General features: G+C 67.9%; 24 protein-coding genes. 14 read left to right on the forward strand and 10 right to left on the reverse strand.

What is annotated here, in order from left to right:
• Positions 1 to 251: 251 nt before the first annotated feature.
• Complete coding sequence (locus ABE454_RS06295; protein WP_346530153.1) at positions 252 to 1,610, forward strand: trypsin-like peptidase domain-containing protein; 1,359 nt, start codon at positions 252 to 254, stop codon at positions 1,608 to 1,610.
• Between the two features lie 379 nt (positions 1,611 to 1,989).
• Here the strand turns inward: ABE454_RS06295 and fabB are convergent, their stop codons facing one another.
• The 3 genes from fabB to ABE454_RS06310 form a co-directional block, all read right to left on the reverse strand.
• Positions 1,990 to 3,219, reverse strand: coding sequence for a beta-ketoacyl-ACP synthase I (gene fabB / locus ABE454_RS06300; RefSeq protein ID WP_346530155.1), 1,230 nt, complete (start codon positions 3,217 to 3,219; stop codon positions 1,990 to 1,992).
• 62 nt (positions 3,220 to 3,281) lie between these two features.
• On the reverse strand, positions 3,282 to 3,821 hold the full coding sequence (gene fabA / locus ABE454_RS06305) for a 3-hydroxyacyl-[acyl-carrier-protein] dehydratase FabA (protein ID WP_346530158.1): 540 nt from the start codon (positions 3,819 to 3,821) through the stop codon (positions 3,282 to 3,284).
• An 80-nt stretch (positions 3,822 to 3,901) separates the two neighbouring features.
• Positions 3,902 to 4,408 (reverse strand): SH3 domain-containing protein, encoded by a 507-nt coding sequence (locus ABE454_RS06310; protein WP_346530159.1) that lies wholly within the window; start codon positions 4,406 to 4,408, stop codon positions 3,902 to 3,904.
• 119 nt (positions 4,409 to 4,527) lie between these two features.
• On the opposite strand from ABE454_RS06310, the gene ABE454_RS06315 reads away from it, so the two are divergent.
• A complete protein-coding gene (locus tag ABE454_RS06315; protein WP_346530161.1) occupies positions 4,528 to 5,514 on the forward strand; it encodes a 2-hydroxyacid dehydrogenase in 987 nt (328 codons plus the stop codon).
• On the opposite strand, the gene ABE454_RS06320 is transcribed toward ABE454_RS06315, so the two are convergent.
• The gene (locus ABE454_RS06320) at positions 5,511 to 6,257 is read right to left on the reverse strand and encodes a HesA/MoeB/ThiF family protein (protein WP_346530642.1); all 747 of its coding nucleotides are present in this window, start codon (positions 6,255 to 6,257) and stop codon (positions 5,511 to 5,513) included. The two genes, ABE454_RS06315 and ABE454_RS06320, sit on opposite strands and share 4 nt — an antisense overlap.
• 62 nt (positions 6,258 to 6,319) lie before the next feature.
• Positions 6,320 to 6,730: a BLUF domain-containing protein gene (locus ABE454_RS06325; protein WP_346530163.1), complete on the reverse strand. Its 411-nt coding sequence runs from the start codon at positions 6,728 to 6,730 to the stop codon at positions 6,320 to 6,322.
• A 182-nt stretch (positions 6,731 to 6,912) separates the two neighbouring features.
• Between ABE454_RS06325 and hslV the strand changes: the two genes are divergently transcribed.
• Positions 6,913 to 7,482: an ATP-dependent protease subunit HslV gene (gene hslV / locus ABE454_RS06330; protein WP_291780815.1), complete on the forward strand. Its 570-nt coding sequence runs from the start codon at positions 6,913 to 6,915 to the stop codon at positions 7,480 to 7,482.
• 69 nt (positions 7,483 to 7,551) lie between these two features.
• Positions 7,552 to 8,856 (forward strand): ATP-dependent protease ATPase subunit HslU, encoded by a 1,305-nt coding sequence (gene hslU, locus ABE454_RS06335; RefSeq protein ID WP_346530165.1) that lies wholly within the window; start codon positions 7,552 to 7,554, stop codon positions 8,854 to 8,856.
• 150 nt (positions 8,857 to 9,006) lie between these two features.
• Here hslU and ABE454_RS06340 read toward each other — a convergent pair whose 3' ends face one another.
• Positions 9,007 to 9,747 carry an alpha/beta fold hydrolase gene (locus ABE454_RS06340; RefSeq protein WP_346530168.1) on the reverse strand — a complete coding sequence of 247 codons (741 nt, stop codon included), beginning with the start codon at positions 9,745 to 9,747 and terminating at the stop codon, positions 9,007 to 9,009.
• Between the two features lie 82 nt (positions 9,748 to 9,829).
• Here ABE454_RS06340 and ABE454_RS06345 point away from each other — a divergent pair, with 82 nt between their 5' ends.
• From ABE454_RS06345 to ABE454_RS06390, 10 genes are all read left to right on the forward strand, one after another.
• Positions 9,830 to 10,792 (forward strand): glycosyltransferase family 9 protein, encoded by a 963-nt coding sequence (locus ABE454_RS06345; protein ID WP_346530170.1) that lies wholly within the window; start codon positions 9,830 to 9,832, stop codon positions 10,790 to 10,792.
• A gap of 144 nt (positions 10,793 to 10,936) precedes the next feature.
• On the forward strand, positions 10,937 to 11,458 hold the full coding sequence (gene infC, locus ABE454_RS06350) for a translation initiation factor IF-3 (protein WP_346530172.1): 522 nt from the start codon (positions 10,937 to 10,939) through the stop codon (positions 11,456 to 11,458).
• A gap of 81 nt (positions 11,459 to 11,539) precedes the next feature.
• On the forward strand, positions 11,540 to 12,817 hold the full coding sequence (locus ABE454_RS06355; protein WP_346530175.1) for an MFS transporter: 1,278 nt from the start codon (positions 11,540 to 11,542) through the stop codon (positions 12,815 to 12,817).
• Positions 12,818 to 12,989: 172 nt separating this feature from the next.
• Positions 12,990 to 13,187, forward strand: coding sequence for a 50S ribosomal protein L35 (gene rpmI, locus ABE454_RS06360; protein ID WP_003166435.1), 198 nt, complete (start codon positions 12,990 to 12,992; stop codon positions 13,185 to 13,187).
• Between the two features lie 110 nt (positions 13,188 to 13,297).
• Entirely contained in the window at positions 13,298 to 13,651 is a 354-nt protein-coding gene (gene rplT / locus ABE454_RS06365; protein WP_003166434.1) for a 50S ribosomal protein L20, read from the forward strand.
• Between the two features lie 88 nt (positions 13,652 to 13,739).
• Positions 13,740 to 14,816 carry a phenylalanine--tRNA ligase subunit alpha gene (pheS, locus tag ABE454_RS06370; protein WP_346530177.1) on the forward strand — a complete coding sequence of 359 codons (1,077 nt, stop codon included), beginning with the start codon at positions 13,740 to 13,742 and terminating at the stop codon, positions 14,814 to 14,816.
• 19 nt (positions 14,817 to 14,835) lie between these two features.
• On the forward strand, positions 14,836 to 15,252 hold the full coding sequence (locus tag ABE454_RS06375; RefSeq protein ID WP_346530180.1) for a hypothetical protein: 417 nt from the start codon (positions 14,836 to 14,838) through the stop codon (positions 15,250 to 15,252).
• Positions 15,249 to 17,642 carry a phenylalanine--tRNA ligase subunit beta gene (gene pheT / locus ABE454_RS06380; RefSeq protein ID WP_346530182.1) on the forward strand — a complete coding sequence of 798 codons (2,394 nt, stop codon included), beginning with the start codon at positions 15,249 to 15,251 and terminating at the stop codon, positions 17,640 to 17,642. The genes ABE454_RS06375 and pheT overlap by 4 nt, the downstream gene beginning before the upstream one ends.
• A gap of 300 nt (positions 17,643 to 17,942) precedes the next feature.
• Complete coding sequence (locus ABE454_RS06385; protein WP_346530185.1) at positions 17,943 to 18,563, forward strand: DUF1134 domain-containing protein; 621 nt, start codon at positions 17,943 to 17,945, stop codon at positions 18,561 to 18,563.
• A gap of 151 nt (positions 18,564 to 18,714) precedes the next feature.
• Positions 18,715 to 19,338, forward strand: a complete 624-nt coding sequence (locus tag ABE454_RS06390) for an SAM-dependent methyltransferase (RefSeq protein ID WP_346530188.1) — start codon at positions 18,715 to 18,717, stop codon at positions 19,336 to 19,338.
• A 10-nt stretch (positions 19,339 to 19,348) separates the two neighbouring features.
• Here the strand turns inward: ABE454_RS06390 and ABE454_RS06395 are convergent, their stop codons facing one another.
• From ABE454_RS06395 to glmS, 4 genes are all read right to left on the reverse strand, one after another.
• The gene (locus tag ABE454_RS06395; protein ID WP_346530190.1) at positions 19,349 to 20,218 is read right to left on the reverse strand and encodes an SDR family NAD(P)-dependent oxidoreductase; all 870 of its coding nucleotides are present in this window, start codon (positions 20,216 to 20,218) and stop codon (positions 19,349 to 19,351) included.
• Between the two features lie 14 nt (positions 20,219 to 20,232).
• Complete coding sequence (locus ABE454_RS06400; RefSeq protein WP_346530193.1) at positions 20,233 to 21,462, reverse strand: NAD-dependent epimerase/dehydratase family protein; 1,230 nt, start codon at positions 21,460 to 21,462, stop codon at positions 20,233 to 20,235.
• A 257-nt stretch (positions 21,463 to 21,719) separates the two neighbouring features.
• Entirely contained in the window at positions 21,720 to 22,613 is an 894-nt protein-coding gene (gene galU, locus ABE454_RS06405) for a UTP--glucose-1-phosphate uridylyltransferase GalU (RefSeq protein WP_346530195.1), read from the reverse strand.
• Between the two features lie 84 nt (positions 22,614 to 22,697).
• Positions 22,698 to 24,512 carry a glutamine--fructose-6-phosphate transaminase (isomerizing) gene (gene glmS / locus ABE454_RS06410; RefSeq protein ID WP_346530198.1) on the reverse strand — a complete coding sequence of 605 codons (1,815 nt, stop codon included), beginning with the start codon at positions 24,510 to 24,512 and terminating at the stop codon, positions 22,698 to 22,700.
• Positions 24,513 to 24,610: the final 98 nt, after the last annotated feature.

Raw genomic sequence — 24,610 nt, forward strand, 5'->3', positions numbered from 1 at the left:
CACGTCATGCGCCACGCCATGAACCTGGAAACGGTCAACACCTATGAAGGCGCGCACGACGTCCACGCCCTGATCCTGGGCCGCGCCATCACCGGCGAAGCCGCCTTCTGAGACGAAGCGTTGCAGAAAACGCGCAGCGGCGAAGATCCTTTGTCGATGTCGCGCGTTTGTCTCGCCTGCGGGCGGCTTGGCCCGCCATTGAATCCCGTCCGTCCGCCGGTCAAGGCAGAGGGCGCGCTAAGGAAAACGGAATGACCAAACACAGCCTGCTGGCCGGCGCCGCTCTGGCGATCTTCAGCTTCAGCGGCATGGCCCAGGCTGCGCCCGCAGGCGTGGCGACGATGGGCGCGGTCAGCGCGGTCCAGTCGCCCATAGCGGCCATGCCCTATGACGCCCGGCGCGGCGTCTTCACCTTCGCCGCCGGGCTTGAGGAAAGCCTGCCCGCCGTGGTGCAGGTGACGACCCTGGGCCAGTCGCGCGGACCCAGCTCGGCCCGCAACCCCAAACCCTCGCAGGGCGGATCGGGCGTCATCATCGATGCGCGCGAAGGCATCATCGTCACCAACCATCACGTGATCGAGAACGGCCAGAAGTTCACCGTCGACCTGATCGACGGCCGCCTGTTCGATGCGACCCTGATCGGGGCCGACAAGGCGACCGACATCGCCGTGCTGAAGATCAACGCCACCGGCCTGTCGCAGGTCACGACGGTGGATTCCGACACCCTGCGCAGCGGCGATCTGGCCTTTGCGGTCGGCTACCCGCTGGGGCTGGACCAGACGCTGACGATGGGCGTGGTGTCCGGCCTGAACCGCTCGGGCATGGGCGACGCCATCGAGGACTATATCCAGACCGACGCGGCGGTGAACTCGGGCAACTCGGGCGGGCCGCTGCTGGACAGCCGTGGGCGCCTGATCGGCATCAACACCGCCATCCTGTCGGGCGGTTTCGGCGGCGGCAACGACGGCATCGCCTTCGCCGTGCCGACGCGGATCATGATGTTCGTGGTCGATCAGCTGCGCGCCACCGGCGAGGTCAAGCGCGGCCGCGTCGGTCTGGGCCTCGGCTCCCTGACGGCCGAGCGGGCGCGCGACATCGGGCTGAACATCGTGCGCGGCGCCGTGGTCTATGATGTCGAGCCCGGCTCGGCGGGCGAGAAGGCGGGGCTGAAGGCGGGCGATGTGCTGACGCGTATTCAGGACCGCCCGGTGGCCAACGCCGGGTCGGTTCAGGCCACGGTCGGCATCGCCCGCGCCGGAACCCAGATGCCGGTCGTCTATCTGCGCGACGGGCGCGAGGCCTCGACCCGGCTGACGATCGAGCCGTCCGATCCTGCGGCGGTGCGTCTGGGCGCGCAGGCGGCCATGTCGCGCGGCCTGACGGTGCGCAATGTGGCGTCGGAGCGCGGCGCCCAGATCGCCGTGGTGGACGCAGGCTCGCCCGCCGCCGCCGCAGGCCTTCAGGCCGGTGATGTGGTGGTTCAGGCGAACGGCGCCGACATCGCCAATATGAACGATCTGGCGCGGCGCCTGCAGGCGGCGGGCGAGGCGGCGCTGACGCTGATCGTCCTGCGCGACAATGAACGGGTCGAGATCGACCTTCCGGCCTGATCCGCTGGCTCAGCACTGACTAGAAATCGCCCGCGTGACCTGACCGTCGCGCGGGCGATGTCTTGCGCGGATGCCGGACGCCGGACAGCAAAACGCCCGCGCTGCCGGGAGGGGGAGGGGTGGCGGGCGCGGGCGTCGCTTGGAGGAAGCATCGGCCCGCCGAAGCCCTGTACGCGGAAAAATCCGGGGGGCTGGGGGGGCTGTTCAGGATCCGGGACTTTTCCAGACTCCGACGGGCCGATGCTCTATTTGTGAGCATCCTTCCGGGCGGACGAAGGACCGAATGGGGGCGTTTTCGTGTCGCTTCGCATTTTCCTGATCGGTGAAAATCGAAGCGAAAGCGGTTCACATGCGGGGCATGTGAACCTGTATCGGCGATCTAGACTTTCGACAGGATCAGCGTCGCATTGGTGCCGCCGAAGCCGAAGCTGTTGGACATGACGTGCTTCAGTTCGCCGTCGTGGCACCGGCGCAGGATCGGCATGCCCTCGAACTCGGGGTCCAGGTTCTCGATGTGGGCGCTCTCGGCGGCGAAGCCGTGCTTCATCATCAACAGGCAGTAAATGGCTTCCTGCGCGCCCGCCGCGCCCAGCGAGTGGCCCGTCAGCGACTTGGTCGAGGAGATCATCGGCATGGCGTCGCCGAAGACGTTGCGCACCGCGCCCATCTCCTTCAAGTCGCCGACCGGCGTCGAGGTGCCGTGCGGGTTCAGGTAATCGATCTTCGGATTGCCCGCCATCTCCAGCGCGATCTTCATGCAGCGCTCGGCGCCCTCGCCCGAGGGGGCCACCATGTCGAAGCCGTCCGAATTGGCGCCATAGCCGGTGACTTCGGCGTAGATGGTCGCGCCGCGCGCCACGGCGCGTTCGTATTCTTCCAGCACGACAATGCCTGCGCCGCCGGCGATGACGAAGCCGTCGCGCGTCGTGTCATAGGCGCGGCTGGCCTTGTCCGGCGTGTCGTTGAAGTTGGAGGACATGGCGCCCATGGCGTCGAACATGTTCGACATGGACCAGTCGATATCCTCGCAGCCGCCCGCGAAGACCACGTCCTGCTTGCCCCAGGCGATCTGTTCGGCGGCCGCGCCGATGCAGTGGGCGCTGGTCGCGCAGGCCGAGCTGATCGAATAGTTGATGCCCTTCAGCTCGAACCAGGTGGCCAGCACGGCCGAGGGGCCGGAGGCCATGGCCTTGGGCACGGCGAAGGGGCCGACGCGCTTGGGCGAGCCCTTTTCGACCGTGGTGGCCGCCGCCTGCAGGATGACCTGGGTCGAGGGACCGCCCTCGCCGACGATCAGGCCGATGCGCTCGTTCTTGATCTCATCGGCGGACAGGCCGCTGTCCTTCAGCGCCTCTTCAAAGGCGATGTGCGCCCAGGCCGTGCCGTTGGCCAGGAAGCGGGCCGCGCGGCGGTCGACCAGCGGCGCCCAGTCCTCGGCCGTGTGGCCCAGAGCAGGCGGCGCCCAGACCTGTGAGCGGAAGCCGTATCTGGCGTGGTCGGCGGCGTGCTGGACGCCCGACTTGGCGTCGCGCAGGGAGGCCGCGACCTCGTCCTGGCCGGTGCCGATGGAAGAGACGATGCCCAGTCCGGTGACGACGACACGCCGCATGGTGTTTCCAATCCTCAAAGTCTTCGGACGCCGCGTTGGCCGCGGCTATCCATCAAGTGGGGTCAGGCGGCGTCCGGTTCCACCGGGGCCGCGCCGCCGAACAGGCCGACGCGCATGTCCGCACAGGTATAGATGACCTGGCCGTCCGCTTCGAGCACGCCGTCGGCGATGCCCATGACCAGCTTGCGGTTGATGACGCGCTTCAGGTGGACCTTATAGACCACCTTCTTGACGTCCGGCGTCACCTGACCGGTGAATTTGACCTCGCCGACGCCCAGGGCGCGGCCTTTGCCCGGTCCGCCGATCCAGCCGAGGTAGAAGCCGACCAGTTGCCACATGGCGTCCAGGCCCAGGCAGCCCGGCATGACCGGGTCGCCGATGAAGTGGCACTGGAAGAACCAGAGGTCCGGATTGATGTCGAGTTCAGCCTCGACATAACCCTTGCCGTAGTCGCCGCCGTCGGCGCTGATGGTCTTGATCCGGTCGAACATCAGCATGGGCGGCGCCGGCAGCTGGGCGTTGCCCGGGCCGAACAGCTCGCCCCGGCCCGAGGCCAGCAGGCCTTCGTGATCGAATGACGACGGATATTGCGACTGGCTCAAGGGTGTTCGGCTCCGAGAAGGTGTTGCTGGCGGGTTACACGACCCGAGGGCCGCGCTCAACCATGCGACTGTATATGGGATCAGGAAGCGCGGCCGGTTCCGGCCGGTCGGGCGGCGTTGCACAGGGCGCGATCCTGGGCGCCGAAGACGGCCCTCTGCTGCACCCAGCCGCGCAGTTTGCGCGCCCGCACCCGGCACCAGCCGTCCTCGCACTCGTCCAGAGGGATCAGGGCGTTCGGCGACAAAAGAGCGCGGACCGAGGCGGTTTCGGACCGGCCGGAGCGGATCGGCACAGGCGCGTCCGAGCGGTTGAACACGCTGCGGCGGCCCGAGGCGACGGTGCGGTGGATCCAGGCGACGGACCCTTCAGGGTCGCAGATTTTTCGCCATTCGCGCGTTTCGGCGATCACCTGAACGGGCAGGCCCGCGGCGCGGTATTCCCACAGGATGCGGTAGTCGAGGCCCGGCCCCTGACGCGCCCGCACCTGCGAGGATTTGAGGGTCACCCAGCGCGGCACCTCCAGCCCCGTCGGGGTCGGGCGGCCGTCGGGTATGGTCGATCCCGCCGACAGCAGCGCCCCGGTCATCAGGACAGCGGCGAGGGCCGCGACGCGAGGCGCCCTTTTGATCCTGACCGCAGCTTTGCTAGACACCGAATATCGACCCGTTCCGAACGGGCGCCGCCCGTGGAAAACCCAGGTCCCCTATGTCCCCTCGCAAGCTTAAGGTCGTATTAACCAGACGCCTGCCTGACGCCGCCGAAACGCGGATGCGCGAACTTTTCGACGCCGAGCTGAACCTGACCGACCGGCCGATGTCGCGCGATGAGCTGGCCGCCGCCCTGCAAAGGGCCGAGGTGCTGGCGCCGACCATCACCGATCATCTGGACGCCGAACTGATCGCGGGCGCGGGCGAACAACTGAAGATGATCGCCAACTTCGGCGCGGGCGTGGACCATATCGACATCGACGCCGCCGTCGGGCGCGGGATCATCGTCACCAATACGCCGGGCGTCCTGACCGAGGACACGGCTGATCTGGGCATGAGCCTGATCCTGGCCGTCAGCCGCCGCATCGTCGAAGGCGCCGCCGTCGTCGAGGCCGGGCGTTTCGAGGGCTGGAGCCCGACCTGGATGTGCGGCCGCAAGCTGTGGGGCAAGCGTCTGGGCATCGTCGGCATGGGCCGTATCGGTCAGGCTCTGGCCCGCCGCGCCAGGGCCTTCGGCATGCAGGTCCACTATCACAACCGCAAACCCGTCCCCGACATGATCGCCGAGGAGCTGGGCGCGACCTGGTGGGACGATCTGGACCAGATGCTGGCGCGGATGGACGTCATCTCGCTGAACTGTCCGGCGACGAAGGAGACGCATCACCTGCTGTCGGCCGAGCGTCTGGCCCGGCTTCAGCCGCACGCCATCGTGGTCAACACCGCGCGCGGCGAACTGATCGACGAGGCGGCTCTGGTCGAGGCTCTGGACCGCCGCGCCCTGTTCGGCGTCGGTCTGGACGTGTTCGAGAACGAGCCGAAGGTGCATCCCGGCCTGATCGGCCGCCCGAATGTGGTGCTGTTGCCCCATCTCGGTTCGGCCACCATCGAAGCGCGTCAGGACATGGGCGATCGGGTGATCGCCAACATCATGACCTATCAGAACGGCCACCGTCCGCCGGATCGGGTCATCCCGGCGATGCTTTAGGCGTGAGCTGACCCACAGACCGGGCAGGCGGGGTCGGCGGCGATCTTCACGACGCGGCTGCTGCCCGCCAGACCGTCATAGAGCATCAGGCGGCCGGTCAGCGGTTCGCCCGCGCCAGTGATCCGCTTGATCGCCTCCAGCGCCGCCATGGCGCCGATGACGCCGGCCAGAGCGCCGACCACGCCGACGCGGGCGCAGGTTTCGGCGTCGGGCGGAATCTCGGGCACCAGACACTGATAGCAGGGCCGCCCCTCGAACACCGACACCTGCCCCGACCAGCGGCCCAGGGCGCCGGACACCAGCGGCTTGCCCGCCGCCACGCAGGCCGCATTGACGGCCAGCCGCGTCTCGAAGTCGTCGGTTCCGTCCAGCGCCAGATCGAAGTCCTGCATCAGGGCCGCCGCGCTGTCCGGGGTGACGCGCTGGTTGAAGGTCCGGACCGTGACGTGCGGGTTCAGGGCGTTGAGGCGTTCGGCGCCCGCCTCGACCTTGGCGCGGCCGGGGTCTTCGGCGGTGAAGGCGATCTGGCGTTGCAGGTTGGACAGGGCGACGGTGTCGTCGTCGATCAGCCCCAGCGTCCCGACCCCGGCGGCGGCCAGATAGAGGGCGGCCGGATTGCCCACCCCGCCCATGCCGACGATCAGCACGCGGGCGCGTTTCAGCGCCTGCTGCCCCGGGCCGCCGATCTCGGACAGCACCAGTTGGCGGGCATAGCGCTCGACCTCCTCATCGGAGAAGCGCACGGGGGCGGGGGGCGTCGAAGGCTGGGTCACGCCTGACTGTCTAGCGCAGCGGGGTCGCGTCGTCAGGTCGTTGCGGGCGTCAGGCCGACGGCGGCCGCCAGCAGGGCCTCGGCGCGGGCGGGGCTGAGCCGCTCCAGCCGGTCGCCGTTCAGCAGGCTTGAGGCCTGCGGCGTCAGTTCAGCCAGGATCATCGGCCAGGCGCCGAAACGGCGCGTCGTGACGGGCTGATCGGACAGAAGGCGCAGGTTCTCATGGCGCGGATCGGCCCGCAGCCGGTCCATCAGGCGGTCTATGTCGGAGCGGCGCCCCTCGATGACCTGAAGGAACTGGCCGTCATGGCGCATCAGGGCGCTGGTCAGGCCGTCGCGCCGGTTGTTGCGTTCGGATTCGCCGAGAATCTCGGCCAGGGCCAGAAGGCTGGTCGCGACGCTGCCGACGGCGTCGCTGACATAGAAGGTGCGGTGAAGAAGCAAGGGAACCCGTCAAGAACGCGACGTCCCCATAGCCTCGCGTAAAAGGCGAGGCGGACAGATGGACAACCGATGCGATCGTTTTTCACGATCTGATTAACGATTTGTTATGGTTAAGCTTTGGGCCGGGCGCGATCCGGCGGCTGCGACAAGGGCTGATCTTGCGGCGGGCGGCGGGCTTCGCCATGTCAGCGGCCATGAACACAAGCGCCTCAAACTTTCCCGACTGGCACGGCACCACCATTCTGGCGGTGCGCAAGAACGGCCGCACCGTCATCGCCGGCGACGGCCAGGTCTCGATGGGGCCGACCATCGTCAAGGGCGCCGCGCGCAAGGTGCGGACCCTGGCGAACGGCAAGGTGCTGGCGGGCTTCGCCGGGGCCACGGCCGACGCCCTGACCCTGATCGAGCGGCTGGAAGCCAAGCTGGAGCAGTATCCGGACCAGCTGGCGCGCGCCTGCGTCGAACTGGCCAAGGACTGGCGCACCGACCGTTATCTGCGTCGTCTGGAGGCCATGCTGCTGGTCGCTGATAAAGACACCATCCTGACTGTCACCGGCGTCGGCGACGTGCTGGAGCCGGAGTACGGCGTCGCCGCCGTCGGCTCGGGCGGCAACTACGCCCTGGCTGCCGCTCGCGCCCTGATCGACGAGAACACCGAACTGGACGCCGAACAGATCGCCCGCAAGGCCATGAAGATCGCCGCCGACATCTGCGTCTACACCAACGGCAATTTAACCATCGAAAGCCTGTGAAGGCGCTCAAGCACTGAGCCGCCGCGCTGCGAACGATAGCGTCGCACACAGGCGCTTCTGGAAAAAAGAATGACTGATTTATCTCCCCGTGAAATCGTCTCTGAACTGGACCGCTTCATCGTCGGTCAGGACGAGGCCAAGCGCGCCGTGGCCGTGGCCCTGCGCAACCGCTGGCGCCGCAAGCGCGTGCCGGACGACCTGCGTGACGAGGTCACGCCCAAGAACATCCTGATGATCGGCCCGACGGGCGTGGGCAAGACCGAGATCGCCCGGCGTCTGGCGCGTCTGGCGGGCTCGCCCTTCCTCAAGGTCGAGGCGACCAAGTTCACCGAGGTCGGCTATGTCGGCCGCGACGTCGATCAGATCATGCGCGATCTGGTCGAAAGCGCGCTCGTCATGGTGCGCGACAAGCGCCGCTCGGGCGTCAAGGCCAAGGCCGAGGGTCAGGCCGAGGACCGCATCTTGGATGCTCTGGTCGGTCCCGGTTCGCAACCCGCCACGCGCGACGCCTTCCGTAAGAAGCTGCGCGCCGGGGAGCTGGACGACAAGGAGATCGAGATCGCCCTGGCCGATACGGCTTCGCCGCTGCAGGGGCTGGACATGCCGGGCGGCGGCAACGTCGGCCTGCTGAACCTGTCGGAGATGCTGGGCAAGATGGGCGGCGGCCGCACCAAGACGGTCAAGCTGACCGTGCGCGACGCCCTGGCGCCCCTCGTCACCGAGGAGAGCGACAAGCTGCTGGATCAGGAAAGCCTGACCAAGGAAGCCCTGCTGCTGGCCGAGAACGAGGGCATCGTCTTCCTGGACGAGATCGACAAGGTGGCTGCGCGTCAGGATCGCGGCGGCGGCGCCGACGTGTCGCGCGAAGGGGTGCAGCGCGACCTGCTGCCCCTGATCGAGGGTACGACCGTCTCGACCAAATATGGTCCGGTGAAGACCGACCATGTGCTGTTCATCGCCTCGGGCGCCTTCCATGTCGCCAAGCCGTCGGACCTGCTGCCCGAGCTTCAGGGGCGCCTGCCGATCCGGGTCGAGCTGAAGGCCCTGACCCGCGACGACTTCCGGCGCATCCTGACCGAGCCCGAGGCCAATCTGATCCGTCAGAACCAGGCCCTGCTGGCGACCGAAGGGGTCGAGCTGGTCTTTACCGACGACGCGGTCGAGGCCATGGCCGATGCTGCCGTGGCCGCCAACTCCACCGTCGAGAACATCGGCGCGCGCCGTCTGCAGACGGTGATGGAGCGGGTGCTGGAGGAAACCAGCTTCAAGGCCTCGGACCTGTCGGGCCAGACCCTGACCTTCGATGGTGACAAGGTGCGTGAAAAGGTCGGCGATCTGGCCAAGAACGTCGACCTGAGCCGGTTCATCCTGTGACCCGCTGACGCCTTTCCTCCCCACGTGGTGGGGAGGGGGACCGCGTAGCAGTGGAGGGGGCGGTGCAGCCGGCTGGCGTGGAGTCGCCCCCCTCCGTCACGTCGCTATCGCGACGCGCCACCTCCCCATGAAATGGGGAGGAAAGGGCGGCTAACCCCGCATCGCCGCCACGGCGTCCACCAACCGCGCCAGTTCCGCCGGGCTGGACAGCCGGTGGTCGCCGCCTTCGATCAGGTCGAGGCGCAGGTCGCCGCCGGTCATGCGCTCGGCCAGTTCGACCTGATGGCGCCACGGCACCACGTCGTCGGCGCGACCTTGCAGCACATGCACCGGCGCCGTGATGTCGATCCGGCTGTCCAGAAGCAGCCAGTCGCGGGCTTCCTCGAACATCCGCCGGGTCAGGACGTAGGACCCGAGGCCTTCCTCGGTGATGACCGTCTCGCCTTCGCGCAGGATGGCCTGACGCTCATGATCCGCCAGACCGGGCCACATCAGCTTTTCGGTGAAGTCCTGCGCCGGATTGACCAGCACCACGCCCTTGACCCGTTCCGGCCGCGCCAGCGTCGCCAGCAACGCGACCCAGCCGCCCATGGACGAGCCCACCGGGATCACCGGCCCCTGAAGGCTGTCGATCAGGGCGATCGCGTCCTCGCGCCAGCGGCCGATGGTGGCCTGTTTCCAGTCGCCGCTGGACACGCCGTGGGCGAAGTGGTCGTAGCGCACATAGTTCCAGCCGCGCTCGCGGGCGGCGGCGTCCAGCGCCAGCGCCTTGGTCCCCTCCATGTCCGAGCGGAAGCCGCCGATCCAGATGACCGTCGGGCCGGCGCCCTTGACCGCCTTATAGGCCAGCGTCTCGCCGTCAGGGCGGATCAGGGTCTGGACGTCGGACATGGGAAGCTCCTCGGACTGTCATTCCTCGTGGAATGGCTTTAGCAGAGACGACGATTGTTCACAGAGGCCGCGAGGCGCCCGCTTGTCTGCTCCCAAAGCCCTGTTCGTCAGCTCCAACCGGATCGGCGACTGCGTCATCTCCTCGGGCGTGATTCGCGAGATCGCGCGCCAGTTGCCGGGCGTTCAGATCACCGTCGCCTGCGGCCGCCCGCCCGCGCCCTTCTTCCGTTCGGCGCCGAACGTCGAGCGCGTCATCATCCTCGACAAGAAGAAGGCCGCTGGACACTGGGTCGACCTGTGGAAACAGGTGCGCGGCACGCAGTGGGACATGGTCGTCGACATCCGGGGCTCGGCCCTGGCCTATCTGATCCCGGCCAAGCGGCGCATCGTCTACAACCGCCGCTGGGAGACCGGCCTGCGCAAGGTCGAGATGGTGTCGCGCTTGATGGGCTCGGCTACGCCGCTGGACCCGGAAATCTTCCTCGACGATCAGGCGCGGGCCGAGGCCGCAGCCATCATCGACCCGCAACTGGCGGCCGGTCCGGGCGAAGGGCCGATCATCGCGCTCGCGCCCATCGCGCACCAGCCGGGCAAGTCGTGGCCCGCCGAGCGCTGGGGCGCTCTGGTCGAGAAGCTGAAGGCCGAGCCGCGCTTCGACGGCTGGCGTTTCATGCCGGTCGGCGGACCCGGCGACCGGCCGCCCGCGACCCCGGCGCTGGAGGCGGCGGGACCGCGCGCCATCGACTGCGTGGGCAAGGGCGACATCCTGTGCTCGGCCGCCGCCATCGACCGCGCGACCCTGTTCGTCGGCAACGACAGCGGCCTGATGCACGTCTCGGCGGCGCTGGGTCGGCCGACGCTGGGACTGTTCGGCCCGACCGAGTGGTGGCTCTATGGTCCGTGGGGTCCAAAGACGCGCACCGTCGCCTCGAATGAGACGCGCGGCCAGTTCGCCCCGATCGAGGATCTGAGCGTCGATCATGTGTTCGAAGGGGTGCTGGCCCTGCACGACGCCTATGTCGCTCAAGAGGCCGTAAAGCCCTGAAGGCCCGAAATCCCTTGAAACATCGGCCCTGCATCGCCATATTCCGGCCGCTTGGAACACAGCGGCGGGATCGCACGCTGAGCCATGCAGACAGTTTCGCCTATCTTCTGATCACATAAGGAAACGACGCCCATTCGCCGTCCAATGCAAGCGCCGCCCGTAAAGGACGGGCCGCCCATCAACCAGGATATCCGCGCCCCTCGCGTTCTGCTCATCGACCAGAATGGGGAAAAACAGGGCGTCATGCCGCTGTCCGCCGCGCTGGAGGCCGCCGAGGAGGCGGGCCTGGACCTGGTTCAGATCGTCGCCAACGCCGATGCTCCGGTGTGCAAGATTCTGGACTACGGCAAGCATCGTTTCCAGGAACAGAAGAAGAAGGCTGAGGCGCGCAAGCGTCAGAAGGTCGTCGAGCTGAAGGAAATCAAGCTCCGTCCGAACATCGACAGCCACGACTACGATGTGAAGGCCAAGGCCATGCATCGCTTCTTCGACGACGGCGACAAGGTCAAGGTGACCATTCGCTTCCGCGGTCGCGAAATGGCCCACCCCGAACTGGGCATGAAGCTGATGCACAAGGTCCAGGCCGACTTCGAGGAAGAGGCCAAGGTCGAGTTCGCGCCCAAGATGGAAGGCCGCCAGATGATCATGATCCTGGCGCCCCGCTGATCGCGGGCTGAACGACAAGACTTTCAGGGACGCCCCGGCCAAATGGCCGGGGCGTCTTACTATCCGGCGGGAAGACCACGAATGACGGCGCAGACGACAAAGGCTTCCGGCGCGGGGACGCCGACCCTGGCGGTGCTGTTCGCCGTGGTCTTCATCAATCTGGTCGGGTTCGGCCTGGTGGTGCCGCTGCTGCCCTTCTTCGCGCGCAGCCTGCAGGCCGAACCGTGGCAGATCACCCTGATGTTCTCGGCCTATTCCCTGGGGCAGTTCTTCGCCGAGCCCTTCTGGGGGCGGCTGTCGGACCGGATCGGACGCAAGCCGGTGCTGCTGATCACCCTGGCGGCCAACGCCGTCGGCTATCTGCTACTGGCCTTTGCGCCGACCATCTGGGCGGCCATTCTGGTGCGGCTGTTCACCGGGTTGGGCGCGGGGAATATCTCGACGGTGCAGGGCTATATCGCCGACGTCACCCCGCCCGAGCGCCGGGCCGGGCGCATGGGGTTGATCGGGGCGGCCTTCGGCATGGGCTTCATCGTCGGGCCGGGGCTGGGCGGCCTGCTGGCCCAGCCGCAGATGGGCCATGTCGGCTATCAGCTGCCGATCTTCGTCGCCTCGGGCGCGGCGGTGCTGGCGGCGCTGGGCGTGGTGTTCTTCCTGCGCGAGAGCCGGGCCAAGGCCGATCCGGCGGCGCCGCGCCCGCCCTTTCTGGCGGGAATCCGCTTCGCCCGCACCGATGAGGTGATTTCGCGCGTGCTGGTGGTCAGCCTGATCTATCTGGCGGGCTTTTCGGCGATGGAGGCCGCCTTCGGCCTGTGGGCCGAGCATCGCTATGGCTGGACCGCGCGCGAGGTGGGGCTCAGCTTCATGATCGTGGGGCTGATCTCGGCGGTGAACCAGGGCTTGGTGGCCGGGCGGCTGGCGCGGCGTTTCGGCGAGGCGCGGGTGCTGGCGGCCGGGATGCTGCTGTTCGGCGTCTCGATGGTGCTGCAGGTGACGGCGCCGGTCGCCTGGTTTCCGGCGGGGCGGATTGATCTGGGGCTGTTCAGCATTCCGCTGGTCGCCGGGTGGATCATTCCGGTCATCATGGGGGTCGGCGCCTGCGGCATGTCGCTGGCCATGCCCAATATCTCGGCCATGATCAGCCGGGCGTCGCCGCCGGACCGGCAGGGCGCCATGCTGGGGCTGAACATGGCGACCGGGTCGATGGCGCGCATCGTCGGCCCGATGGTGGCGGGCGTCCTCTATTCGGCCGTAGGGCCGGACTGGCCGTTCCTGGCGGGCGCCGCCCTGGCGGTTCCGGCGGCGGTGATGGCGATCAACGCCGGACGCGCCGCGCGCCGCCGCGCGATCGCCGTCTGAGCGGTCGAAGCGGACTCTTCTTGCCTCGGACGACCGTTTGGCGTAGAAGCCGCGCCTTCGCGTACCGGACCGCCGGGCGAACAGGCATGCCTGGGCGGTCTTAAATCGGTCATCTGACCTTGGGGCTCAAGTAGCCCGAAGGGCGGTAGACCCCTCAATAAAGAGAGTGAAAATGCCGAAGCTGAAGACGAAGTCGGGCGCCAAGAAGCGCTTCAAATTCACCGCGACGGGCAAGGTCAAGGCTGGCGTTGCCGGCAAGCGCCACCGTTTGATCAGCCACAACTCGAAGTACATCCGCCAGAACCGCGGCACTTCGGTCATGGCCGACGCCGACGCCAAGAAGATCAAGTCCTACATGCCGTACGCCTGATCGGCGCGCTGCATCACTGATCCTCTCCGCTAATCGAATTTGAATTAAGTCCCTCAAACAGCGAGGCCCCGCGGGCCGAGCGGTAGGGACTTCCCGAAGGGAAAATTACAATGGCTCGCGTCACCCGGGGCGTTACGTCCCACGCCAAGCACAAGAAAGTCCTGAAGCAGGCCAAGGGCTTCTACGGCCGCCGCAAGAACACCATCCGCGCCGCCAAGGCCGCGGTGGATCGCGCCGGTCAGTACGCCTACCGCGACCGCCGCAACAAGAAGCGCTCGTTCCGCGCCCTGTGGATCCAGCGCATCAACGCCGCGGCCCGTACCGAAGGCTTCACCTATTCGCAGTTCATGCACGGCCTGAACAAGGCGGGCATCGAGCTGGACCGCAAGGTTCTGGCCGCCATCGCCGCCGATGAAGCCGGCTTCAAGGGCATCGCCGACAAGGTTCGCGCGGCCCTGGCCTAAGCCTTTCTCCCACACGGGATGAAGCAAAAGCCCTCCGGTTCGCGCCGGGGGGCTTTTTGCTTTCGATCCTAACGGCTAGACGACCTGCATGACCGATCTCGCTCAACTGGAACTGGACCTCATCAACGCCATCGGCTCGGCCGAGAGCGTGGCGGGTCTGGAGGACATCCGCGTCGCCGCCCTCGGCAAGTCCGGCTCGATCTCGGGCCTGCTGAAAGGCATGGGGGCGCTCAGCCCTGATGAGCGCCGCGAGCGCGGCCCCGTCATCAACGGCCTGCGCGACCGGGTGTCGTCGGCCCTGACCGCCAGGAAGGCCGAGCTGGAGGCCGCCGAATTGGACGCCCGCCTGCTGGCCGAGCGCGTCGACCTGACCCTGCCCAGCCGCCCGCGCCGCAAGGGCGGGGTGCATCCGACCATGCAGGTCATGGACGAAATGGTCGCCGTCTTCGCCGACATGGGCTTTTCGGTCGCTGAAGGGCCGGACATCGAGGACGACTTCCACAACTTCACGGCGCTGAACTTCCCGCCCAAGCATCCGGCGCGGGAGATGCACGACACCTTCTTCCTGAAGCCCGACCCGCAAACGGGCGAGCGCAAGGTGCTGCGCACCCACACCAGCCCGGTGCAGGTCCGCACCATGATGTCGCAGAAGCCGCCGATCCGCATCATCGCGCCGGGCCGCACCTTCCGTAAGGATTCCGACGCGACCCACACGCCGATGTTCCACCAGATCGAAGGTCTGGTGATCGACCGCGACATCCACATGGGCCATCTGAAGACGACGCTGGAGACTTTCATCGCCCGCTTCTTCGAGCTGGACGATGTTCACGCCCGTTTCCGCCCGCACCACTTCCCCTTCACCGAGCCCTCGGCCGAGATGGACATCCGCTGCGACCGTTCGGGCGGCAAGCTGACCCTGAACGAGGGCGAGGACTGGCTGGAGATCCTGGGCTGCGGCATGGTGCACCGGAACGTCCTGCGCAACTGCGGCATCGACCCGGACGAGTATCAGGGCTTCGCCTTCGGCATGGGCGTCGACCGCCTGGCCATGCTGAAATACGGCGTGCCGGACCTGCGCCCCATGTTCGAGGCCGATACGCGCTGGCTGGCGCACTACGGCTTCTCCGCCTTCGCCGCGCCGAACCCGGCGTCGGGCCTCAGCTGATATTGAAAAGAGCGATCCCATGACTGACGCGACCACCCCCGCCGCCGAACCGATCACTCTCGAGCCCCTGGGCGCCGGTCCCGACTATGTCGGCAAGGGCGTCTGGCTGCCCCAGCTGTTCATGGAGACGGCCCGCACCGGCGTCATGGTCATCGAGAACCGCCGCTTCGAAAACTGCCTGATCGAGGGCCCGGCGGTCCTGTTGCCGATCGAGGGCTGCAACTTCGACGGCTGCGATCTGGGCGACGCCCACGGCGACCCGCGCAACCTGATGCTGGCGCCGCAGGGCCCGCAGCGCGTGACCGGCCCGATCCCGTTCAAGAACTGCCAGTTCATCAACTGCCGCTTCGTCGGCGTCGGCTTCACCGGCACGCCCGCCTTCCTCGACAACATGGCCAAGGCGCTGGCCCAGCCGCAGGACGGTGCGACCCAATGAAGTTCACGCTTTCCTGGCTGAAGGCCCATCTCGATACCGAGGCCGAGGTCGATCAGGTCGCCGAGGCCATGACCATGGCCGGGCTGGAGGTCGAGGACGTTCACGACCCCATCGCCGCCCTGGCCCCCTTCACCGTCGCCAGGATCATCTCGGCCGAGCGCCATCCAAACGCGGACCGTCTGCAGGTCTGTCAGGTCGAGACGGTGGACGGCATGAAGGAGATCGTCTGCGGCGCCCCGAACGCGCGCGCAGGCCTGACCACCATCTACGCCCCCATCGGCGCCTATGTGCCGGGTCTGGGCGTGACCCTGGTCGAGAAGCCGGTACGCGGCGTGGTGTCCAACGGCATGCTGTGCTCGGGCGCGGAGCTTGAACTGGCCGACGAGAGCGACGGCATTCTTGAGCTGTCGGATGACCTGCAGGTCGGCGCGCCTGCCGCAGGCGTCTTCGGCGCCGAGCCGGTCATCGATTTCGAGGTGACGCCGAACCGCCCTGACTGGCTGGGCGTGGCGGGCATCGCCCGCGATTTGGCCGCTGCAGGTCTTGGCAAGCTGACGACGCCGGAGATCGCGCCGGTCGCCGGGGCCTTCGACAGCCCCGTCTCCGTGACGCTGGAGGCGCCCGAACTGTGCCCTGTCTTCGCCGGTCGCGTGATCCGGGGCGTGAAGAACGGCCCGTCGCCGGAATGGCTGCAACAGCGGCTGACGGCCATCGGCCTGCGTCCGATCAACCGGCTCGTCGACATCACCAACCTGATTTCTTTCGACCGCGCGCGTCCGCTGCACGTCTATGATCTGGCGAGCCTGTCGGGCGACGCGATCGTGGTGCGCGCCGGTCACGGCGACGCCGATCAGATCGAGGCGCTGGACGGCAAGACCTATGCGCCGGGCGCCGCCGACTGCGTCATCTCCGACGCTGGGGGCCAGCGCGCCATCGGCCTGGGCGGCGTCATGGGCGGCGTCTCGACCGGCTGCTCGGACGAGACGGTCGACGTTTTCGTCGAGAGCGCCTGGTTCGACCCCATCGCCATCGCCCAGACCGGCCGTTCGCTGGGGATCAACTCGGACGCGCAATACCGCTTTGCGCGCGGCGTCGACACCGCCTCGGTCGTGCCGGGGCTGGAACTGGCGACGCAGCTGATTCTGGACCTGTGCGGCGGCGAGCCGTCGACGGTCACGGTTGCGGGTGAGGCGCCTGCCGCCCCCGCCGCCTTCGCCTTCGACCCGTCCTATGTGAAGCGCCTGTCGGGCATGGATCTGGGCGAGGACCGGATCTTCGAGATCCTGTTCGCCCTGGGCTTCACCGTCATGCGCGGCTCGCCCTGGTCGGTGACGTCGCCGTCGTGGCGCCGCGATGTCGAAGGCCCGGCCGATCTGGTCGAGGAAGTCGCCCGCATCGAGGGCTACGCCTCCCTGCCAGACGCGCCCCTGCCGCCGGTCGCCCCGGCGCCGGGCGGGGTGCTCAGCCCGCGTCAGGCGCGCGTGCGCACGGCCCGTCGCGCGCTGGCGGCCCTGGGCTATGCCGAGGCCGTCACCTGGTCCTTCACCAAACAGTCGATCGCGACCCTGTTCGGCGGCGGGGACGAGCGTCTGGTGCTGGAGAACCCCATCGCGGCCGATCTGGACTGCATGCGGCCTTCGGTCCTGCCGAACCTGATCCAGGCGGCGGCGCGTAATGCGGCGCGCGGCCACGCCGACGTCGCCCTCTTCGAGATCGGCCCCATCTATCTGGACGATCAGCCGACCGGCCAGCGCACCGTCATCGCGGGCCTGATCGCGCCGCACGCCGACCGTCACTGGGGCGGGGCGGGGGAAGATCCCCTGTTCGCGCTGAAGGGGGACCTGCTGGCTGTGCTGGAAGACATCGGCGCCCCGGTCGCCTCCCTGCAACTGGCGCAAGGGTCGAACCGCGACTGGTGGCACCCCGGCCGCTCGGCCCGGCTGCAACTGGGGCCCAAGAACGTCATCGTCGAGTTCGGCGCCCTGCACCCGCGCGTGCTGAAGGCGCTGGACGCCGACGGCCCCATGCTGGCCTTTGAGATCGTGCTCGACTCGGTGCCGGAACCGCGGGGCAAGGGCGGCAAGGCGCGCGGCGCGGCGGACCTGCCGAACCTCATGCCCCTGACCCGCGACTTCGCCTTCCTGATGGACGAGGCCAAGGCCGTGGGCGACCTGACCCGCGCCGTGGCGGGCGCCGACAAGGCCCTGATCGCCGACGTCCGCGTCTTCGACGTCTATCGCGGCCAGGGCGTGCCCGAGGGCCAGAAATCGGTCGCCATCGAGGTCGAAATCCAGCCCCGCGCCGCCACTCTGGCCGAGGCCGAGATCGAAGCCCTGATGGCCAAGGTCAAGGCGGCGGCGACCAAGGCGGGCGGAACCCTGCGCGCCTGACCCAAACCCTTCTCCCCTTGTGGGAGAAGGTGGCTTGCGGAGCAAGACGGATGAGGGATGGCGGCGAGGCGTTTGAAGCCCTGTCGCCCCCTCATCACCAAACGCCCAGGGGAGCGCTGACGCCCCCTCATCCGAGCGCCTTCGGCCCCCACCTTCTCCCACAAGGGGAGAAGGGCCGTGACTTTGTGGGATCAAGCAATCTTCGGTTAACCTTAAAGCCCCAAGGCTGCCGTAAAAGGCACGGACGGTAGGCCAAGCCCGCGACGTCGGGCGGACCGTCCTCAGCCGGGAGCCTCGACCATGCACCGCCGTCAACTGATCCGCACCAGCCTCGGCCTCGCCGCAGCCGGCGCCCTGCCCGCCGGTCTGGGCGCCTGCGCCAGCCGTCCGCCTGCGGACCCCAACTATCCGATCGCTTCGGACAACAACGCCCAGGCCTATACCTTCGACGAACTGGTCGCGGCCGGTTCGCGCGAACTGGGCATCGCCGCCGAGGCCGTGGGCGGCGCCATCGAGCGCATCTTCGCCGAACAGGGCGACCGCCCCACCGCTTATATCGCTGGCGAAGAAGGCGCAGGCGCCGTCGTCGCCGGTCTGCGTTACGGCCGCGGCGCCCTTCACATGAAGGATCTGTCCGCCTCGCAGGAAGTCTACTGGCAGGGCGCCTCCATCGGCTGGGACTGGGGCGGCAACGCCAGCCGGGTCTTCACCCTGGTCTACGGCCTGTTCCATCCCGACATGCTCTATCGCCGCTATCCGGGCGTCGAAGGGTCGGCCTATCTGGTCGCCGGTCTGGGCGTGAACTATCAGCGCGCGGACGGCATCGTCCTGGCCCCGATCCGCACCGGCGTCGGCGTGCGTCTGGGCGCCAACGTCGGCACCATGAGCTACAGCCGCCAGCGTAACATCCTGCCATTCTAAGGGTCGCTATGCTCGGGTGGCGGACCCTCGCGGCTTGAGCGACGCGGGCGTTGACCCCGCTGTCGGAGGACGGGATGCGTGATCGCGCCGCGGCCGGTTGCGGGGGCGGCCAGCGTCGCCATATCCCCTTGAGCATCAAGGGAGACAGCCGATGACCGCCGGGTCCGACACCCGCGCCTTCTGGGACGCGCGCTATGCCGACGACGCCTATCGTTTCGGCGAGGCGCCCAATGCCTTTCTGGCGCGGCAGGTGGAGCGCCTGCGGCCGGGGCTGAAGGTCCTGTCCGTCGCGGACGGAGAGGGGCGCAACGGCGTCTGGCTGGCGCAGCAGGGGCTGGACGTCCTGACCTTCGACATTTCGCCTCGAGCCGTGGAGAAGGCGCAGGCTCTGGCGGCCAAGCGCGGCGTCGTTCTGGACGCCCAGATCGGCGGGCTGGACGACTGGGCCTGGCCGGAAGAGGCGATGGACGTGGTCGTCGGCGTCTTCATCCAGTTTGTCGGCCCGGCCGCGCGCGACCGGATGTTCGCCCGCATGAAGGCGGCGCTCAAGCCCGGCGGCCTGTTGCTGTTGGAAGGCTATCGGCCCGAGCAGTTGGTCTATGGCACGGGCGGACCGGGGGTGGAGGAGAACCTCTATACCGACGCCGTGTTGCGACAGGCCTTCGCCGATCTGCAGATCGAACGGATCGACGCCTATGATGCCGAACTGAACGAAGGCCCCGGCCATTCGGGCGTTTCGGCCCTGATCGACCTGATCGCGCGCAAGCCGGGCTGACGCCTCAAACCTACGACGCCAGAATCGCCTCCAGTCCCTCGCGATAGGAGGGATAGCTTGGACGCCAGCCCAGTTCGGCCTTGGCGCGGGCGTTGGAGACGCGTTTGGAGTCCAGATAGAAGCGGCGCATGGCCTCGCTGACTTCCGGCGCGGTCCAGTCGACTTCGGGCGGGCGCGGCAGGCCCAGGCGTTCGGCCGCCCAGGCGGTGACGATGTGGGCGGCGGTCGGCTCGTCGTCGGTCAGGTTGTAGACGCCGCCGGGACACGGGCGGGCCATGGAGGCGAACAGGCCCGACACCACGTCGTCGACATGGATGCGGTTGAACACCTGACCGGGCTTCTTCACCAGCCGCGCGGTTCCGGCGCGTAAACGTTCGATGACGCTGCGGCCGGGGCCGTAGAAGCCGGGCAGGCGGAAGACCTGAAGCGTCAGTCCCATGCCCTGCGCCCCGTCCAGCCAGTCGCGCTCGACCCGCGCGCGGCGAGCGCCTTCCAGCGTGGCGGCGTTCAGCGGATCGCCTTCAAAGGCCCAGCCCCCCGCGCGGTCGCCATAGACGGCGGTGGACGAGACATAGCCGATCCAGTCGGGCCAGGCGTCGCCCGCCAGCGGCGTCAGGGCGCGCAGGGCGGGGCAGCCGTGGGCGTCCGGCGGGGTGGTGATCAGAACGGCCTGAGCGTCGGCAAGGGCCTCGCTCAAAGCCCTGGCGTCGGCTGGGTCGACAGGCGTGATCCCCTGCGCCGCCAGCGTCTGACGGGTTTCGGGATCGCGCGAGGTGGCGAAGGCCCGGCCGCCGCGCCGCAGGGCCTCGCGCGCCGTCGCCTGCCCCAGATAGCCGCCGCCGAACACCAGCAGGGAAGGGGCGGCAGCGGGTTCGGTCATCGGGCTTCAGTCTCTCAGGCGGACAGGACGCGGGCGGGCGAGGCGGCGGAGCCCTCGGTCTCGGCGCGCAGGGCTTCGGCGCGGCCCGCGTTCCATGCGGTGACGCACGGAATCTTGTTGCGGTCGGCGCGGTCGGCGTAGCGGCGGGCGATGTCGGTCACATCGGCCATTAGTCCCTCGGCCAGGGTGATCGGCTTCAGCCCCAGTTCGCGGAACTGGTCATTGGCGACGACCAGTTCGTTCTCGTCGGCTTCCTGACGCGGATTGGCGACATTGTGGATTTCGGCGCCGGTCATCCCGGCCACCATCTGCGCCAGATCGCGGACGCGGCGGCTCTCGGTCATCTGGTTGAGAATCTTGACCCGCTCGCCGCGTTTGGGCGGGTTGTTCAGCGCCAGCTCGACGCAGCGCACCGTGTCCTGAATATGAATAAAGGCCCGCGTCTGCCCGCCCGAACCATGTACCGTCAGCGGATAGCCGACCGCCGCCTGCATCAGGAAGCGGTTCAGCACCGTGCCGTAGTCGCCGTCATAGTCGAAGCGGTTGATCAGCCGCTCGTCCCGCTTCGTTTCCTCGGTCTGGGCGCCCCAGACGATGCCCTGATGCAGGTCGGTGATCCGCAAGGAATCGTTCCGGGCGTAGAACTGGAACAGCAGGGCGTCCTGCGTCTTGGTCATGTGATAGATGCTGCCGGGGTTCGGCGGGAACAGGATCTCCTGCTCGGTCGGACCGTGGTCGGTGTCGACCGTCACCTTCAGATAGCCCTCGGGGATGCGCAGGCCCGCCGTGGTGTAGCCATAGACCCCCATGGTCCCCAGATGGGCCAGGTGGACGTCGCGGCCGCTCTCGACGATGGCGGCCAGCAGGTGGTTGGTGGCGTTCAGATTATTGTCGACGGTGTAGAGTTTGTGCCGCGCCGACTTCATCGAATAAGGGGCGGCGCGCTGTTCGGCGAAGTGGACGACGCTGTCGGGCGCCCAGTCGCGGATCAGGGCGACCAGACGGTCGAACTCCTTGCCGACGGTCAGATTGACGAAGTCGATCGTGCGGCCCGACACTTCGTTCCATGCGGCGATGCGCTCGCCCATGGTGCGGATCGGGGTCAGGGACCGGATTTCCAGCTCATTATCGATGTTGCGGCGGCTGAGGTTGTCAACGATCAGCACGTCCCAGCCGCGCGCCGAAAGGTGCAGGGCGGTCGGCCAGCCGCAGAAGCCGTCGCCGCCCAGAATCATCACGCGCATCAGTCGAACCTCGTCATCAACGTCCCCTCCTGCCTAGCCGAACGCACGGGCGGGCGAAAGCGTGCCGCCGCGGCGACGGCGAAAGCGTCGCAGATGGAAAAACAGAGTCCAATTCGTCTGAATCGTCTGAAATCGGAGGGATTGGCCGGGCTTGCACGGCGATGATGCGGTGATGGGGCGGTAAGGCGGGCTGAACAGGGTGCGCAGAAGGCTGACGGTTGAAATAAAAGAGGTTTTCAAAGCCTAACGTTCAGGCGTTACAGCAGGCCTTCGATCGCCTTGCGCGCGGCGTCGCCGAGGTCGGGGCGCTTCAGGGCCAGGGCGACGTTGGCGCGCAGCAGGCCGATCTTGTCGCCGCAGTCGTGGGTCACACCCTCATACTCATAGGCGGTGAAGGTCTGAGATTGCATCAGGCGGTCCATGGCGTCGGTCAGCTGGATCTCGCCGCCGGCGCCGCGCTCCTGCGTCTCCAGAAGGTCGAAGATTTCCGGCTGCAGGATGTAGCGGCCCGAGATCGACATGTTCGACGGCGCCGAGCCCTGAGCCGGTTTCTCGACCATGCCCTTCATGCCGTAGCGGCGGCCGTCCTGGGACGAGGGGTCGATGATGCCGTATTTATGGGTGTCGGCCTCGGGCACGGCCTCGACGCCGATGACGTTGCCGCCGACCTCGGCATAGACCTCGGCCAGTTGCTTCAGGGCGCCCGGCTGGGAGTCCACGATCACATCCGGCAGGATGACGGCGAAGGGCTCGGGACCGATGATGTCGCGGGCGCACCAGACGGCGTGGCCCAGGCCCTTGGGCTGCATCTGGCGGGTGAAGCTCATTTCCCCGGCCTGGGCCAGTTCGGCGTTCATGGCCGCCAGAATCTCGGTCTTGCCCTTGGCCGCCAGCTGGGCCTCAAGTTCGATCTGGTGATCGAAATAGTCTTCGATCGCCTGTTTGGCGCGGCCGGTGACGAAGACGATGTGTTCGATCCCGGCCTCGCGCGCCTCTTCCACGATGTAGGAGAGGATCGGCCGGTCGACGACGTTCAGCAACTCCTTCGGCGTGGTCTTGGTGCCGGGCAGAACCCGCGTGCCGAGACCGGCCACGGGCAGAACCGCCTTGCGCAGAGGGGCTGGGCGAAGGCGGGCGGGGGAGGTCGTCATGGATCGTCCTGATCAGCCTTGGGGCGCCTGTCATAGGCGCAATTTATGAAGCTTCCAAACGCCCCGGGCTTGGCCGGAGTTCGCTTATTCCACCGTCACCGACTTGGCCAGGTTGCGGGGCTGGTCGACGTCGGTGCCTTTCTGGACGGCGGTGTAATAGGCCAGAAGCTGCATCGGCACGGCGTAGACCAGCGGCGCGATCAGGTCCGGGCAGTCCGGCGCATCGACGCGGCGGATGCCCGCGCCGTGCAGGGCCGGCGCCTGCTGCGGGGCGATCATGATGACGGGGCCGCCGCGCGCGGCGACTTCCTGAAGATTGGAGGCGGTCTTTTCGAACAGATCGTCCAGCGGGGCCAGGGCCACGGTCGGCGTCGCCTCGTCGATCAGGGCGATGGGGCCGTGCTTCAGTTCGCCGGCGGCATAGCCCTCGGCGTGGATGTAGCTGATCTCCTTCAGCTTCAGCGCGCCTTCCATGGCCAGCGGGAACATCGGGCCGCGCCCCAGGAACAGGACGTCGCGCGCCTTGGCCAGGTCGACGGTCAGGGCGTGGATGCCCGCGTCCATCTGCAGGGCCTCGGAGATCAGGCGCGGGGCCTCGAACAGGGCCTTGACCAGTTCGGCTTCCTGAGCGGCGTCGATCCTGCCGCGCGCCACGCCCGCCGCCACGGCCAGCGACAGCAGGGCGGCGACCTGGGCGGTGAAGGCCTTGGTCGAGGCGACGCCGATTTCCGGCCCGGCGTGGGTCGGCCACAGGACTTCGGCCTCGCGCGCCATGGACGAGGTGTGGACGTTGACGACGGCGGCGGTCTTCAGCCCCTGCGCCTTGCACCAGGTCAGGCTGGCCAGGGTGTCGGCGGTCTCGCCCGACTGGCTGACGGCGACGGCCAGCGTCCCCTTGGCCACGGCCGGGTGACGATAGCGGAACTCGGACGCGATCTCGATGTCGCAGGGCAGGCCCGCATAGCGTTCAAAGGCGTATTTGCCGATCTGGCCGGCGTAGAAGGCGGTGCCGCAGGCGACGATCTGGATGCGCTCTACGGCGGCGAAGTCCACGGCCTGAACCTTGGCCTTGCCCGAAACGAGGTCGAGGTATTCCGACAGGGTGTGCTGAACGCTGTCGGGCTGTTCGTGGATCTCTTTTTCCATGAAGTGGCGATATTCGCCCTTCTCGACCAGGGCGGATGAGGCCGAGACCTGCACCACGGCGCGGTCGGCCGGGCGGCCCGAGGCGTCGAACATCTGCGCGCCGGTGCGGGTCAGGGCGACGTAATCGCCTTCTTCCAGATAGGAGATCTTCTGGGTGAAGGGGCCGACGGCCAGGGCGTCCGAGCCCAGATACATCTCGCCCTCGCCCCAGCCGACGACCAGGGGGCTGCCCCGGCGGGCGCCCAGGATCAGTTCGCTCTCGCCCTCGATCAGAACGGCCAGCGCATAGGCGCCGGTCAGCCGGTCCAGCGTGGCCTTGAAGGCGTCCAGCGGCGCCAGACCCGCCGCCAGCTTGTGATCCAGCAGATGGGCGACGACCTCGGTGTCGGTCTGGCTTTCGAAGACGCGGCCCTCAGCCTCCATCTCGGCCTTCAGCTCGGCGAAATTCTCGATGATGCCGTTATGGACCAGGCAGACGCGACCGGCCTTGTGCGGGTGGGCGTTGGTCGTGGTCGGGGCGCCGTGGGTGGCCCAGCGGGTGTGGCCGATGCCGACGTTTCCGGCGACCGGATCGGCGGCCAGCACGGCCTCCAGCTCGCGGATCTTGCCCTTGGCGCGGCGGCGTTCAATGCCTTCGCCGTTCTGGACGGCGATGCCCGCCGAGTCATAGCCCCGATACTCCAGCCGTTTCAGGCTGTCGATCAGACGGGGGACGACAGGGCCGGTTCCGGTAACGCCGATGATGCCGCACATGAGGGTCTGCTCCGAACGGAACGCGGTCGCCGGCTTTGCGCCGGGCCGCGGAATTGGGGTAAGCGAAAAGGTCGAGCCTTCTGCCCTTGATGATCGCA

It is taken from the genome of Brevundimonas diminuta (assembly GCF_039673845.1).
GTDB lineage: Bacteria > Pseudomonadota > Alphaproteobacteria > Caulobacterales > Caulobacteraceae > Brevundimonas > Brevundimonas diminuta_E.